The following is a 13,748-nucleotide window of genomic DNA, read 5'->3' as shown; positions in this document are numbered from 1 at the left end:
CCCCTCTCAAACACAACGATCATGCGGGCAATGATTCTAGATACACCAGGTAAACCCCTGCGTGTCGCTGACTTACCAATTCCAACACCAAATCCGCAGCAAGTTTTAATTCGCGTTCGCGCCTGCGGTATTTGTCGCACAGATCTACACATTGTTGATGGAGAACTTACACAACCGAAACTACCATTAGTTCCTGGACATCAAATTGTGGGAATTATTGAAGCAGTAGGGGAACAAGTACAGCAATTTAAAGTAGGAGATCGCGTTGGTGTTCCTTGGTTAGGGTATACGTGTCATCATTGCCGCTATTGTCTTAGTGGAAAAGAAAATCTCTGTGACTACGCGCAGTTTACAGGCTATCAAATCGATGGTGGCTATGCAGAATATACAGTTGCTGAAGAAAGCTTTTGTTTTCCTCTTCCTGATGAGTATCCAGATTTACAAGCTGCACCCTTACTGTGTGCGGGGTTAATTGGTTATCGTGCTTATCGCATGACAGGTGATGCCCAAAAGTTGGGTTTTTACGGCTTCGGTGCTGCTGCACATATTTTGATTCAACTCGCACGCTATCAAGGACGAGAAGTTTACGCTTTTACCCGTAAGGGAGATTTCAAAGGGCAAGAATTTGCTCGTGCACTTGGTGCTGTCTGGGCTGGCGGTTCAGAAGAATTACCACCGGAACCGTTAGATGCTGCAATTATTTTTGCGCCAATTGGTGCATTAGTCCCTGCTGCACTTCGTGCGATTGTTAAAGGGGGTGTCGTTGTTTGTGCAGGAATTCACATGAGTGATATTCCTTCATTTCCTTATCATATTTTGTGGGAAGAACGAGTTGTGCGATCAGTAGCAAATCTCACGCGTCTTGATGGCGAAGAATTCTTAGCTTTAGCGCCGCAAGTTCCAATTCATACTGAAGTCAATCTTTTTCCTCTAAATGAGGCAAACGATGCACTTGATGCCCTGCGCAGTGGCAAAATTAATGGCGCAGCTGTCTTAGTTGTCGCCCATGACTAAAATAACGCACGGTACGATCGCCGCTGGACATCATAAAACTGCCGAAGCTGGTATTGAAATGTTTCGTAATGGTGGTAACGCATTTGATGCTGCAACAGCAGCAATGTTGGCGTCTTTTGTTACCGAATCGGCACTAACTTCAGCTGGTGGTAGTGGCTTTCTGCTAGCGCATACCAATCAAAACGAAAATATTTTATTTGATTTCTTCTCACAAACACCGCGACACAAAAGACATGTTCGCGAACTTAACTTTTATCCGATTGAAATTGTTTATGGTGATGCCGCCCAAGAGTTTCATATTGGGCTTGGTTCAATAGCTGTACCAGGAAATATTGCCGGAATTTTTCACATTCAAGAAAGATTAGGGAAATTGCCTTTTAAGGCGATCGCTGAACCTGCAATTCATTATGCAAAAACAGGCGTAGAAGTTGGTAACTTTCAATCTTATTGCTTAAATATCCTCAAAAAAATAATGGTTTCCTCTCCCGAAGGAAAGCAAATATATGCACCAACTGGAGAAATCCGTCAACTTGGTGAAAAAATATTCATGCCTAATTTTGCTGATACTTTATCACATCTAGCAGTAACAGGATGCCAAGAATTTTATCAAGGAGACATTGCACGTCAGCTAGTGAATGATTGTCAAGAACATGGTGGATATTTAACATTAGAAGATCTTAGAAGTTATCAAGTTATCGAAAGAACGCCTTTAAAAGTTAATTATCGCGGCAATACTTTTTTAACGAATCCTCCTCCTAGTTCGGGCGGAATATTAATGGCATTTGCCTTAGAACTTTTATCAAATATTGATTTAGAAACTGTTGGCTTTGGTACATCGCGTCATTTACAAATTTTAGCTGAAGTCATGCGACTTACAAATGAAGCAAGAAAAGATGGATATAATACAAATATCTATCAAAAAGATGTTGCTGAAAAGTTTTTATCAGAAGAGCATATTGCTCAATACGAAAAACAATTAACCGATGCGCATAAGTGGGGAAGTACAACTCATATTAGCGTTGTTGATGCCGAAGGTAATGCAGCTAGTGTAACAACGACACACGGAGAAGGTTCTTCTTATATGATTCCTGGCACAGGAATTATGATGAATAATATCTTGGGAGAAGAAGATTTAAATCCACATGGATTCCATCAATGGCAAGAGAATGTAAGAATTTCTTCGATGATGGCACCAACAATAGTACTCAAAGATAATCAACCTGAAATTGTTCTAGGATCGGGAGGAGCAAATCGCATTAGAACAGCAATTTTACAGGTTATTTCTAATATTATTGATTTTAAAATGCCTGTACATGAAGCAGTAAGCAGTCCTCGCGTTCATTGGGAAAATAATATTTTTAATGTTGAACCAGGATTTAGTGATTCAGTCATTAAAGCAATCGAAAATGATGACGATCAATTGATTTTATGGAATACAAAGAATATGTTTTTCGGTGGCGTACACACCGTTATGGAAACATCTGAAGGTGTTATTTCGGGTGCAGGAGATGAACGAAGAAATGGTGCGATCGCCCAAATTTAATCTCCTCCTCAGAGAATGGACACTGACCATGACAGCGATCGCTTTCCGAAACAGCCTTATTGAAATAAATTCTTAAGAAGATTACAATCAGAGTCTAAAGCTGTCAATATGGTCTTAGCTCAATGGCGATCGCCCTTTCATACGCTGACTACTGCGCGCTGTTGCAGGAAAATGCAGATAGTAAAATTGCTTCTCATCAAACTGACATTACCCTGAAGTATCCGTCACAGTTGGGGCATGGCTTTATGCGAGAAGTTCGCCTGCGAGAAGGGTTAGCTTTGGCGATCGCAGACTACCAATATCACGACGATATTATTATCTATACTCCCGACCGCGAACATCTTTTGGAATACACTTTCAACATTCCAGACGATTATTCAAGCTTGGCTGATGCGATTCCTTACCATCTATTTGGCAGCGGCATCGCGCTGAGGGAGAGTTGCCAGGAGTATGCCAACCAGCGAATTATCTGGGTGAGCGTTCATATCAACCCAGATGTGTTTCGAGCGTTTGCAGGCACACCCGATGGGGAAGTTCCTAATGCACTACAGCACTTGATTGGCGATCCCAATCAGGAATACTACGTCCGTCCAGGGCAGGCAACCCCAGCGATGCATATTGCCTTACGACAGATTTTGCACTGTCCCTATCAAGGTTTCACCCAGCGAATGTTTCTCGAAGGCAAGGTGTTGGAATTGATGTCACTCTTGCTGGAACAGGAGGCAGAAATTCATCTAGGCAAACAAGCATTTGCCGCTCTAAAACCAGATGATGTCGATCGGGTTTACTATGCGAAGGACATCTTGTTACAGCAGTTGAACAATCCACCGTCTTTGACTCAATTGGCTCGGCAAGTGGGTTTGAATGAGTGTACACTCAAGCGAGGGTTTCGTCAGGTGTTTGGCACCACGGCTTTTAGCTATCTGTACGAGTACCGTTTGGAGCAAGCTCGTCAACTTTTACAAGAACGCCGCCTCAATGTATCAGAAGTTGCCCATAGTGTTGGCTTTGGCAGTTGCAGCCATCTGTCAAAGGCATTTCGCCACAAGTACGGCATTTCTCCAAAACAATATCAGACTCAATACCACACTTCAGATTTTTGACAGCTAACGGCTCAAATTAGCAACAGAAGCACGATCGCGCCTATTGGACATCAATAGGTTGAGCGGTAGAAAGAATTTCTTGGCGATGAATCCAGTTGGAACTGCGCTCAATAGCCCGTTTGCTGATTAAGGCATTGTTATTGGGTTATCATGGAACCAAGACTTGGTGCATAGACCATGCAAGCAGCTACTGATATTGGTACGTTGATTGTTCAAACTTCTGGAATTTGTGGCGGTCGTCCTCGCATTGCTGGAACTCGAATTACGGTTCAAAATGTTGCAATCGATTTCAATGCAGGGATGAAACCGGAAGATATTATTGCTGAGAGGACACACCTGAGGCAAGCACAAGTTTATGCAGCTTTAGCTTACTACTACGCGAACAAAGAAGCAATTGATGCAGAGATAGCCGCTTACTATAAGGAATTCGAGCATTTGGAAGTTGAGTATTAGTCAGGTCAACAAGCGTGAGCCAAATCCGCCTCTATGTTGACGAAGATGCCCTTCAAGATGCTTTAGTCAAGGTTCTTCGGAGTTCTGGTGTAGATGTGATGACAGTTGCTGATGCTGACAGGCTGAGTTATTCAGACGAAAACCAACTCATCTGGGCAGCAAAACAGGTGCGTGTTATTTACAGTTTCAACATGGGAGACTTTCATCAACTGCACAGCGTTTTCTTGGCTGAGGCAAAAAGTCACAGTGGTATTATTCTGGCTCCACAGCAGCGTTACTAAATGCGCGAACAGTTACGAGGACTGTTGAAACTGATGGCAGAAAAGTCTGCTGAAGATATGATTAACCAGTTGGTTTTCCTTAGTGCTTATATCAGGAATAGCTGAACTGCCCGAATTGACAGCTAACAAGTGCTTGCATACAGACGCTATTAGTTATGAAGTATACACTATTGCCGCCTAGTGAAGCGCAGACTGTCAGTTCAAAAATTCCGTTTAGTACAAATTTTATTCCGTTTGGTACAACTTTGAGACTATTTTCAGTTTGCCACACCTGATAATCTACTTTGTTAAAAATGAGTCTCAACAAATGAGAGGGTAGATGCCTTTTTTGGCGTGGTGTGTGGAATTATGTTGAATCAACTGCAACAGGTGTTCATGGTTACGAGTGCCCTAATGGGTGTCGTGTCAATGTCTGCAATCCCAGTGGCATGGGCAGACACAGTTTCAACTGACCAAAGGACAAACAAGCCGATTCCTGAACTGAGTGAATTCGACCAACCTGCAACGACAGTCAAGGAGTGGAACACTCAAATTTCAGCTTCCCTAGTGCAAATTACTGGGGTACAAGTCGAGACTAGCGAGGCAGGCTTACGGGCGGTGTTGCAAACGACTGAAGGGGAACTCGCAACCCCAGCACTTCAAACGGTGGGCAATGCGGTAATTGTCGATGTTCCCAATGCGGTGTTGGCGTTGCCAGATAGGAATGAGTTTCAGCAGGCAAATCCGATCGAGGGTATTGGGCTGGTGAGTGTGACGGGTTTACCAGGGAATCGCGTGCGCGTGGCGATTACAGGAGTGGATGCGCCGCCGACTGCCAATCTAAGCATGGAAGCAACAGGGCTAGTATTAGCGGTTACGCCTGGAATGGAGGTGGTAGAAACAGACGAGGACGCAATTCAAATTGTGGTAACGGGACAACAAGAAGACTACCGCGTACCGAATGCGAGTACGGCAACTCGAACGGATACCCCAATCCGTGATATTCCCCAATCTATTCAGGTGATTCCTCAGCAGATCATTGAAGATCAAGGCAGTACAACGCTCGAAGATGCGCTACGGAGTGTAAGCGGTGTCAACCCTGGTAATAACAACGCTAATGTTGCTGCTACACAAAGCTTTTTCATCCGAGGCTTTACACAAAACAATCTCTTCAGGAACGGATTTTCCACTAGCGCAACTGCTCCCATTGACAGCGCTGGCGTGGAGCAAATCGAAGTTTTACGAGGTCCCGCTTCTGTTCTGTTTGGGCAAGTTGAGCCTGGAGGAATTATTAATGTAATTTCAAAACGCCCCCTTGATGAGCCTTATTATTCATTTGAAGGGCAAATTGGCAGCTACGAGTTTTATCGCCCAACACTAGACATTTCTGGACCCTTAACTGAGGATGGTAGCCTGCTTTACCGACTGAATGCAGCTTACACCAATGCAGATTCATTTCGAGATTTTGTCGAACGGGAAACTGTCTACGTTGCTCCTGTCGTTACGTATCAGTTTTCAGATCAAACTCGCATCACCCTTGATCTTGAATATACCTATGACGATCGAACCTTAGATCGAGGTCTGCCGATCATTGGTAGCCAACCTGGAGAGATCCCTAGAAGTCGATTTCTGCAAGAACCGGATGATTTTAGGCGAATCGAGAATGTTTTCACAGGCTATGAATTTGAACATAACTTTAGTGAAAACTGGCGACTTCGTAATCTGTTTCGCTATCAATATAATGAATTTATGACTGAGGAGATATCCGGTACAACAGTTTTAGATGACAACCGAACATTGGAGCGAGGCTATCAGTATCAAGAAAACAGACGAGATCAATTTAATTTAATTACGGATGTCACTGGTAATTTCTCGACTGGTTCGATCAATCACACTCTTTTGCTAGGTCTCGATCTGAGATGGGAAACGGAAGACTATACTGGTCAGTTTGGACCCGCTGATCCCATTGATATTTTAACCCCGTTTATGGTGCTCCAATCACCACTGATTTGACAGATTTTGACATTGAAAGTGAGCTTAACTGGGTAGGAATTTATCTTCAAGATCAGGTTTCGCTGTTGGATAATCTCATCCTGCTCTTGGGAGGGCGGCTAGATTTTGTCAATAGTCGGCTAATTTCAAGGGATGAGTTTGGCGTTCTTGATAATAGAGTTGAAGATACTGCGTTTAGTCCAAGGGTGGGAATTGTCTATCGCCTAATTGAGCCACTCTCCTTATACGCTAGCTATAGCGAGTCGTTCCTGCCTGTATCTGGTTTCTCCGCAGGGCTTACCTTTGAGGGCGATCCATTTGAACAAACTACAGGACAACAGTTTGAGATAGGTGCCAAAGCCGAGTTTCTAGATGGTCGATTAGGTGCAACCCTTGCTCTTTACGACCTAACAAAACAGAATGTTCTCACGGCTGATACAGACAATCCAGGATTCCAAATTCAAACTGGGGAACAACGCAGTCGTGGTATTGAATTTAATGTAATTGGTGAAATTATACCGGGACTCAACGTCCTTGGGTCCTATGCTTATACTGATGCCAGGATTACTAGAGATAACAGACCTGACCGTGTAGGTCTACGTCCGATTAATACCCCTGAACATGCAGGCAGTCTCTGGCTAACGTATGAATTTCAGCAAGGGAGTTTGCAAGGGCTAGGCTTGGGAGCAGGAGTCTTCACTGCTAGCAGGATCGATGGGAGTGATGGTACCTATTTTCTTCCAGGTTATGCAACTGTTGATTTGGCAACTTGGTACAACTTTTCAGCAGGAGACAGTGATATTAGGCTTCAACTCAACATCAAGAATTTATTTGATACGGACTATTATCGCGCCACAAGTAGCAGAGGCTTTAATCAGCCGGGCGATCCATTCACTGTCATTGGTTCTGTGTCTGTAACCTTCTAATTCGGGATTCACTTGTGAGCAGCATTATTTGTCGCTTAAGATTACTGTTTCTGATTGGCGTAATATTTGCCATTATCTCAGCGTGTGGCAAGCCTATATTTGATAACTCTTCAAGTTCTACCAACTCAATGCATGCATCACAGTGTCGAGTGGTTGAACATGCGATGGGTGAAGCCTGTGTCCCCTACTATCCGCAACGGGTTATTAGTCTTGGTGATGCAGCCAATACAATAGCATTGGGAGTCAAACCGGTTGCAGGTGTCTTTCGCGGTGGGTTCGAGTCTCTGCTTGGAGAACGCATTACAGGTATCGAACAACTACCAGTAGTAGATCCCAGTTTAGAAACCATTGCTGTCCTAAACCCCGATTTGATTCTGGCAACATATCACAAAGCAATCTACAACCAACTCACCCAAATTGCGCCGACTGTTTTGGCAAGTTGGGAAACTGGTTCAGATTGGAAAAAGGTCTTTTTCAAGGAAGCTGAAGCATTGGGACGAGTTGACCAAGCTCAGCAATTGATGGCTGATTACGAAACCAGATTGGCACAGTTTAAAGCTGAAATGAACATTGATGAAACCCCTTCAGGGGAAAATCGCTCGAATCAAATTAAAGTTTCAGTGGTTCGTATTTATCCAGAGGCGATCGCGATATATTTCAAGGATTCATTCTGCGGCAGCATTCTAGAAGATGCCGGATTGTCCCGTCCACCTGCTCAAGATAGAGAGTGGGATGGTCAGCAGCAACTTAGTAAAGAACGTATTCGTGACCTTGATGCAGATGTGATGTTTTTGTGGACGTATGGATACAACGCTGAAATTGCTCAACAGGTAAATACCACGCTAGAAAAGCTGAAAGCCGACCCTCTCTGGTCGCAATTAAAGGTTGTTCAACAAGGCAAGGTTTACGAAGTACCAAGTTACTGGATTGGCGATAGTATTCTGGCTGCCAATGCCGTATTAGATGACCTGTTTAGATATTTAGTAGTAAAAGAGGAGTAATATCCGTGTCAAAACATATCTTATTTGTCTGTAAATCCTGCAACTCTGTTCACTCAGATGGTATCGATTACGAGAAAGTTGAAGGTGCTGTTCTACTCAATCAGCTGCTTCATCTGCATCAAGATTGGTCACATCAAGACGAGTTAGAGATTCACCCCGTTGGCTGTTTGTGGACATGCTCCAGTCCTTGCTCGGTAGCCTTCTCCGCTCCAGACAAAGCCACTTATCTCTTCACCAAGGCTCCCTCCACCGAAGCAGAAGCCCTGCTTCAATTTGGTCAACTCTACCTCACCAGTAAAGACGGTAACATACCGTGGAAGCAGTTCCCTGAAGTGCTGCAATCCGCAGAGGTCGCTAAAATTCCATCGCTTATTACTGAAAAAGTATAACCTGTGGACTGTCAGATAACTGTTATGGGAAGGACCGATAGATCTCTCTGCGGTGCAGGACACGAGCAAACGTTATCGTATCATTTTCAAAAAAGAAGCCAATACGGTAATCTCCAATGCGTAGGCGGTAAGCACTGTCGGATGCTTTTAGTTTTTTTAAACCTCGAATTTTCTCAAAACTAGAACAGTTTGGAATCTCTTGGAAGACTAGATTTCTAATTACGGAGTAGCTAGGCGTGCTTTTGAGTGCTTTCAAATCCTTTAGGAAACTTGGTAAATACTCAACCTTCATTGCCATCAAGGTCTTGCAGGGCAGCATTCAGACTGAGTGGAACTTCATGCTTAACATCTTGCATTGCTCGATACAAGCCTTCATCTTCAAGAGCTTCGAGTAAACGTTGATAGTCTTCAATTTGCAAAACAACCTTATGGACTTGACCATTCTCATCAGTTACAAACTCTTTAACAAAGGGATAATCGTTGGCCTGTATTTGTGTCATATGAGAACTGATAGGTATGCCATAGCTACTTCTTCAGATTAGCTTAAAGCAGGCGCAGCGAGGTTAAACCGTTGTCTTCTCTGCCCCGTATTCAGCTTATCTACCTTCCTGCTGTTGACGAATCACATTGCGGAATTCCATCACTGCATCAAATTGCTCCTCAGGTCTGACATATCTAGCAAACAACTCCACATCTAGCTTTGGCAACAACTCACTGCTTACAACTTGTTCGTAATTGTCAGCACGTAAATGATAAATCTGAAAGGCTCCATTTTCCCAGAACCACACTTCAACAACCTGCAAGCCACGGTAAATCTCTAGCTTATCAACCGTTCCGCTACTCAGCACAACTTCGATCGCAATATCAGGAAACTCTTTTTTATGCTCCAGACAATAACACTCATCCGGTTCCAATCCGCGTTGCTTAGCCGCCTTGCGAAACGTTGCCGAACCCATGCCATGAAACCGAGTGCGAGTCTCTTGAAAATAGGCTTCTATGAACAATCCGATCGTTGTCTTAATCTCCTCGTGTTCTGGAGATGTTGACATAATTTCCAGAACTCCTTCCAAATAACTCAGGCGCAAATTAGGAAAGTCATTGCCCAATGTTGCTAACAAAATCTCGTATTGCTGCCAGCTTACGCCTTCTAAGGTCACACGCTGTTCTGTTGGTAAGGGATGCGCTAAAACCTGAGGTGCCATAAGCGTTGAGAGGTTCAAAGAGTTATAGGCTTTTATTCTACATCCTGCAATGAGGACAACTGAAATCTGAAAACAAATCCTATTCGTTTGGAAATCCGGTTGTGCAAAAGTAGCCCCGTTCTAATTTGGCGAATACTATCTCAGCCATGAACATCCCTCTCAAAAAGTATGGTTATCTTCTAGCGAATTATCTCAAACCCCAGAAAGGTCGCGTCGCTTGGCTCGTTATCACCTTACTCGGCAGCATTGGGTTGCAAGTCTTCAACCCTCAAATTCTCGGCTACTTCGTTGACACAGCGACTGCGGGTGGTTCTCAGTCAACCTTATTTGTAGCAGCTTTCTTGTTTATTCTCGTCGCGTTGATGATTCAGGGCTTAGCTGTTGCGGCGACCTACTTCGGTGAAAATGTCGCTTGGACTGCTACCAATGAACTGCGGGCTGACCTAGCCGAACACTGCCTCGAACTCGATTTATCCTTCCACAAATCCATTACTCCAGGTGAATTAGTGGAGCGAATTGACGGGGATGTAAACGCCCTTTCGAGGTTCTTCTCTCAATTTACCATCGACGTATTAGGCAATACGATTCTGCTGTTTGGCGTGCTGGTTGCTCTTTTCTGGGAAAATTGGCTCGCGGGTTTTAGCATGACTCTATACGCCCTAACGGCACTCATTGTCTTAATGCGGGTAAGCGCCTATGCTGTTCCTTATTGGGCAGACCTACGCCAAATCCATGCAGAGTTTTTCGGCTTTTTAGGCGAACATCTAGGTGGCACTGAAGATCTGCGAGCGAATGACGCGATCGCCTATGTCATGCATCGCTTTTACCGTATCCTGCAACACTGGTTGCCCATCTATCACCGCGCTCGCTTAGCGGGTGCTGCCATCTTCGGAACCTCAATTGGTCTTGTTGCCATGGGAGATGCGATCGCACTAGGAGTCGGTGCCTATCTCTGGAGCCAAGCAGCGATTTCGATTGGTACAGTATACGTCATCTTTCATTACGCCAATCTTCTCAGCCCGCCGATCGAACGAATTCGAGAAGAATTAGAAGACCTCCAGCAAGCCGAAGCTAGTATTCTTCGCATTAAAGAACTCTTCCAACTTCAATCCCAACTGATTTCCGGTGGAGATAAACCACTACCTAACAGTCCACTTTCAGTCACGTTTGAAAATGTTTGGTTTAGTTATGAGGAAAGGGGGAAAGGAACTCCGCAATTACAAAACATCTCCTTTTATCTCCCTGCTGGTCAAACCTTGGGAATTCTGGGACGCACAGGAAGTGGCAAGACAACCCTAGCGCGTTTGTTGTTGCGGCTCTACGATCCCTATAGTGGAAAAATCCGCCTCGGTGGTGTAGCGATCGACCAGACGCCCTTGCAGAATTTGTCACAACGGTTGGGAATGGTCACTCAGGATGTACAACTGTTTCAGACTACAGTTCGCAACAACTTAACCTTTTTCAACTCCAAGATTGGTGAGGCACGGATTCTCAACGTCCTGGAAATGTTAGGACTCTCTCAATGGCTCTACTCGTTGCCAGACGGCTTGGATACGCAGTTGGGATCTGATAGTGGTGGACTCTCTGCGGGTCAAGCACAATTGCTTGCCTTTGCTCGTGTTTTTCTCAAAGACCCAGGTTTAGTGATTCTTGATGAAGCTTCTTCCCGACTCGATTCGACAACTGAAAACTTAATTGAATGTGCAGTAGATAGGTTACTGAAGGGACGTACTGGGATCATTATCGCTCACCGCTTAGGAACAGTACAACGAGCCGATCAAATCATGATTTTGGACAATGGCAGGACAATCGAATATGGCATGCGCGAGAACTTAGCTAAGAACCCTGCTTCTCGTTTTGCTCAGTTGTTAAAGACTGGTTCAACAACTGAATTGGAGTAAGCGAAGATGCTCTCTCCTGGTTCCTCTTTGGCAAGAAGCAAGTTAACAAACAAGAACTTGATGACAACAATCAAAACAACAGAAGTATCTGTCTGGAAATTACTGTGGCGTTTACTTCTCTATCAACCGAAACTGTACCTGATTGGCTGCTTCTTATGGGTTCTGAGCCTGAGCCTGTCTGTGGTACCAGGCTTGATTATCCGTGAATTTTTCAACACATTAACCCAGTCTGAACAACTCAGCATTTCTATTTGGGCAATGATCGCGCTGTTATTAGCAACTGAGTTGGGGCGGGTCATCCTCTATTTTGCCGCCTGGGTACCTCAAACTCAACACCGTTTTGCAATGAGTTCATTGATCCGGCGCAACCTTTTAGAATGCTTACTCTCTCGCCCTGCTGCTCATCCTTTGACGATATCCGGAGAGGCTGGCAAGACTGTATCGCCAGGTGAACTGATTAGTTACTTTCGCGATGATGCTGAGCAGATCCAAAACAATATTTCCCAGACCTCACAACTCATCGGAGAAAAGCTTTATGCCTTGTTCTGTCTTGCTATCTTACTAAGCATCAATGCGCAGATTACGCTCTTTGTTTTCCTACCTCTAGTGGTCATGGTGGCAGTTGTCCAGAAAGCAGAAACCCGAATCAAACGATATCGGCAAGCGAGCCGCCAAGCGACCCAACAGGTGACAGGGTTTGTTGGTGAAATGTTCAGTTCGACTCAAGCGATTAAGATAGCAGGGGGACAAAAAGATGTACTCGCCTATTTCCGACAGATTAACGCCCAACGTCGTCAAATGATGCTAAAGGATCAGTTATTCACTGCCCTGTTGAATTCTATTTTTAGGAGTTTGGCGAGTATTGGGATAGGAATAATTTTACTTCTGGTTGCGACATCAATGCAAACAGAGGTTGGTACGTTAATGTTGGGTGATTTTGCGTTGTTCGTCTACTATCTCCCTTTTGTAATTTACGCTTTTCAAGCCTTGAGTGAATTTATGGCGTTGTCGAAGCAGAGCCAGGTTTCCTTTGAGCGTTTAGCCGCGTTGTCCTCTAGTGGATTGGCAGGGAAGCAAAGTAGTAGTAGCTCAGTTTCTGCTCTGGTTGCCTATCATCCACTCTACCTGAACGACTTGCTTGGTAATCAACAAAAACTACCACCAATAGACCAACCGCGTTGGAATCAAAGCACCTGCTTACAAGAGTTAACCACCGATAACCTGACCTATCATTATCCCAACACAAATCGGGGGATTACAAACGTAAACCTGAAGCTTGTGCGGGGCAGTTTGACCGTTATTACTGGATCTATCGGTTCGGGTAAAACAACGCTACTGCGAGTGTTGCTGGGTTTGTTGCCGATGCAAGCTGGAGAAATTTACTGGAATGGTAACAGGGTCAATGATCCAGCTAACTTCTTCGTTCCTCCTCGTAGCGCTTATACTCCGCAAACTCCGAAACTGTTTAGTGCTTCTCTGCTGGATAATATTCTACTCGGTCTCGATCGCCACGAGATTGAATTGAAAAAGGCGATCGCAATGGCAGTATTTGAACAGGATATCGCAGCTATGCCTGAGGGGCTAGAAACAGTGGTGGGTTCTAGAGGAGTTCGGCTCTCTGGTGGACAGTTACAGCGTGCAGCAGCGGCTCGCATGTTTGTGCGTCAACCTGAATTGTTAGTCTTCGACGATTTGTCGAGTGCTCTGGATGTGAATACAGAACGAATACTATGTTGCGTCTATTCGCCGCCAGAAATGCTTCAAGTCAAAAGGACATGAATACCATGAATTGGATGCCAACTTGTCTTGTGGTTTCTCATCGCTCTTGGGTTCTACGCTATGCCGATCGTATTATCGTTCTTCAAGACGGTCGAGTGAACGCACAAGGTACATTTGAACAATTACAAGATTTGCTTGGAAACATCTGAAGGTGTGATTTCGGGTGCAGGTGATGAACGCAGAAA

Annotated in this window: 14 protein-coding genes; 11 read left to right on the top strand and 3 right to left on the bottom strand. The window is 44.5% G+C overall.

The features are described from left to right. Positions 1-21 precede the first annotated feature (21 nt). From CSQ79_RS05450 to CSQ79_RS05410, 9 genes are all read left to right on the top strand, one after another. On the top strand, positions 22-1,014 hold the full coding sequence (locus CSQ79_RS05450) for a zinc-dependent alcohol dehydrogenase family protein (protein ID WP_099700163.1): 993 nt from the start codon (positions 22-24) through the stop codon (positions 1,012-1,014). Continuing rightward, the gene (gene ggt / locus CSQ79_RS05445; protein WP_099700162.1) at positions 1,007-2,557 is read left to right on the top strand and encodes a gamma-glutamyltransferase; all 1,551 of its coding nucleotides are present in this window, start codon (positions 1,007-1,009) and stop codon (positions 2,555-2,557) included. The genes CSQ79_RS05450 and ggt overlap by 8 nt, the downstream gene beginning before the upstream one ends. A gap of 122 nt (positions 2,558-2,679) precedes the next feature. Next, positions 2,680-3,660: a helix-turn-helix transcriptional regulator gene (locus tag CSQ79_RS05440; RefSeq protein WP_099700161.1), complete on the top strand. Its 981-nt coding sequence runs from the start codon at positions 2,680-2,682 to the stop codon at positions 3,658-3,660. Positions 3,661-3,837: 177 nt separating this feature from the next. Next, the gene (locus CSQ79_RS05435) at positions 3,838-4,113 is read left to right on the top strand and encodes a DUF433 domain-containing protein (protein WP_099700160.1); all 276 of its coding nucleotides are present in this window, start codon (positions 3,838-3,840) and stop codon (positions 4,111-4,113) included. Positions 4,114-4,127: 14 nt separating this feature from the next. Then, positions 4,128-4,394 (top strand): DUF5615 family PIN-like protein, encoded by a 267-nt coding sequence (locus CSQ79_RS05430; RefSeq protein WP_289500598.1) that lies wholly within the window; start codon positions 4,128-4,130, stop codon positions 4,392-4,394. A gap of 348 nt (positions 4,395-4,742) precedes the next feature. Beyond that, positions 4,743-6,386, top strand: coding sequence for a TonB-dependent siderophore receptor (locus tag CSQ79_RS05425; RefSeq protein WP_099700159.1), 1,644 nt, complete (start codon positions 4,743-4,745; stop codon positions 6,384-6,386). Continuing rightward, on the top strand, positions 6,383-7,291 hold the full coding sequence (locus tag CSQ79_RS05420) for a TonB-dependent siderophore receptor (RefSeq protein WP_289500597.1): 909 nt from the start codon (positions 6,383-6,385) through the stop codon (positions 7,289-7,291). The genes CSQ79_RS05425 and CSQ79_RS05420 overlap by 4 nt, the downstream gene beginning before the upstream one ends. A 128-nt stretch (positions 7,292-7,419) precedes the next feature. Next, positions 7,420-8,292, top strand: coding sequence for an iron-siderophore ABC transporter substrate-binding protein (locus CSQ79_RS05415; RefSeq protein ID WP_099700157.1), 873 nt, complete (start codon positions 7,420-7,422; stop codon positions 8,290-8,292). 5 nt (positions 8,293-8,297) lie between these two features. Further along, positions 8,298-8,681 (top strand): DUF1636 family protein, encoded by a 384-nt coding sequence (locus CSQ79_RS05410; RefSeq protein ID WP_099700156.1) that lies wholly within the window; start codon positions 8,298-8,300, stop codon positions 8,679-8,681. A gap of 22 nt (positions 8,682-8,703) precedes the next feature. Here the strand turns inward: CSQ79_RS05410 and CSQ79_RS05405 are convergent, their stop codons facing one another. The 3 genes from CSQ79_RS05405 to CSQ79_RS05395 form a co-directional block, all read right to left on the bottom strand. Continuing rightward, positions 8,704-8,973 (bottom strand): type II toxin-antitoxin system RelE family toxin, encoded by a 270-nt coding sequence (locus CSQ79_RS05405; RefSeq protein ID WP_099700303.1) that lies wholly within the window; start codon positions 8,971-8,973, stop codon positions 8,704-8,706. Then, positions 8,963-9,181 (bottom strand): RelB antitoxin-like protein, encoded by a 219-nt coding sequence (locus CSQ79_RS05400; protein ID WP_289500596.1) that lies wholly within the window; start codon positions 9,179-9,181, stop codon positions 8,963-8,965. Before CSQ79_RS05400 ends, CSQ79_RS05405 begins: the two co-directional genes overlap by 11 nt. Before the next feature lie 96 nt (positions 9,182-9,277). Next, complete coding sequence (locus CSQ79_RS05395; RefSeq protein ID WP_099700155.1) at positions 9,278-9,883, bottom strand: Uma2 family endonuclease; 606 nt, start codon at positions 9,881-9,883, stop codon at positions 9,278-9,280. Positions 9,884-10,029: 146 nt separating this feature from the next. Here CSQ79_RS05395 and CSQ79_RS05390 point away from each other — a divergent pair, with 146 nt between their 5' ends. Continuing rightward, positions 10,030-11,784, top strand: coding sequence for an ABC transporter ATP-binding protein (locus CSQ79_RS05390; protein ID WP_099700154.1), 1,755 nt, complete (start codon positions 10,030-10,032; stop codon positions 11,782-11,784). Positions 11,785-11,844: 60 nt separating this feature from the next. Continuing rightward, a complete protein-coding gene (locus CSQ79_RS05385; protein ID WP_289500594.1) occupies positions 11,845-13,563 on the top strand; it encodes an ATP-binding cassette domain-containing protein in 1,719 nt (572 codons plus the stop codon). Positions 13,564-13,748: the final 185 nt, after the last annotated feature.

The organism is Gloeocapsopsis sp. IPPAS B-1203 (genome assembly GCF_002749975.1).
GTDB lineage: Bacteria > Cyanobacteriota > Cyanobacteriia > Cyanobacteriales > Chroococcidiopsidaceae > Gloeocapsopsis.
Note: the sequence above shows the minus strand (reverse complement) of the source record. Positions and strands in the feature narration are given on the sequence as shown.

Excerpts from the sequence above, each read along its gene's own strand:
- CSQ79_RS05425 (WP_099700159.1), top strand. The coding sequence starts at position 4,743 with ATGTTGAATCAACTGCAACAGGTGTTCATGGTTACGAGTGCCCTAATG.
- CSQ79_RS05400 (WP_289500596.1), bottom strand. The coding sequence starts at position 9,181 with ATGACACAAATACAGGCCAACGATTATCCCTTTGTTAAAGAGTTTGTA.
- CSQ79_RS05385 (WP_289500594.1), top strand. The coding sequence starts at position 11,845 with ATGACAACAATCAAAACAACAGAAGTATCTGTCTGGAAATTACTGTGG.
- CSQ79_RS05450 (WP_099700163.1), top strand. The coding sequence starts at position 22 with ATGCGGGCAATGATTCTAGATACACCAGGTAAACCCCTGCGTGTCGCT.
- CSQ79_RS05415 (WP_099700157.1), top strand. The coding sequence starts at position 7,420 with ATGCATGCATCACAGTGTCGAGTGGTTGAACATGCGATGGGTGAAGCC.
- CSQ79_RS05395 (WP_099700155.1), bottom strand. The coding sequence starts at position 9,883 with ATGGCACCTCAGGTTTTAGCGCATCCCTTACCAACAGAACAGCGTGTG.
- CSQ79_RS05405 (WP_099700303.1), bottom strand. The coding sequence starts at position 8,973 with ATGAAGGTTGAGTATTTACCAAGTTTCCTAAAGGATTTGAAAGCACTC.
- CSQ79_RS05440 (WP_099700161.1), top strand. The coding sequence starts at position 2,680 with ATGGCGATCGCCCTTTCATACGCTGACTACTGCGCGCTGTTGCAGGAA.
- CSQ79_RS05435 (WP_099700160.1), top strand. The coding sequence starts at position 3,838 with ATGCAAGCAGCTACTGATATTGGTACGTTGATTGTTCAAACTTCTGGA.
- ggt (WP_099700162.1), top strand. The coding sequence starts at position 1,007 with ATGACTAAAATAACGCACGGTACGATCGCCGCTGGACATCATAAAACT.
- CSQ79_RS05390 (WP_099700154.1), top strand. The coding sequence starts at position 10,030 with ATGAACATCCCTCTCAAAAAGTATGGTTATCTTCTAGCGAATTATCTC.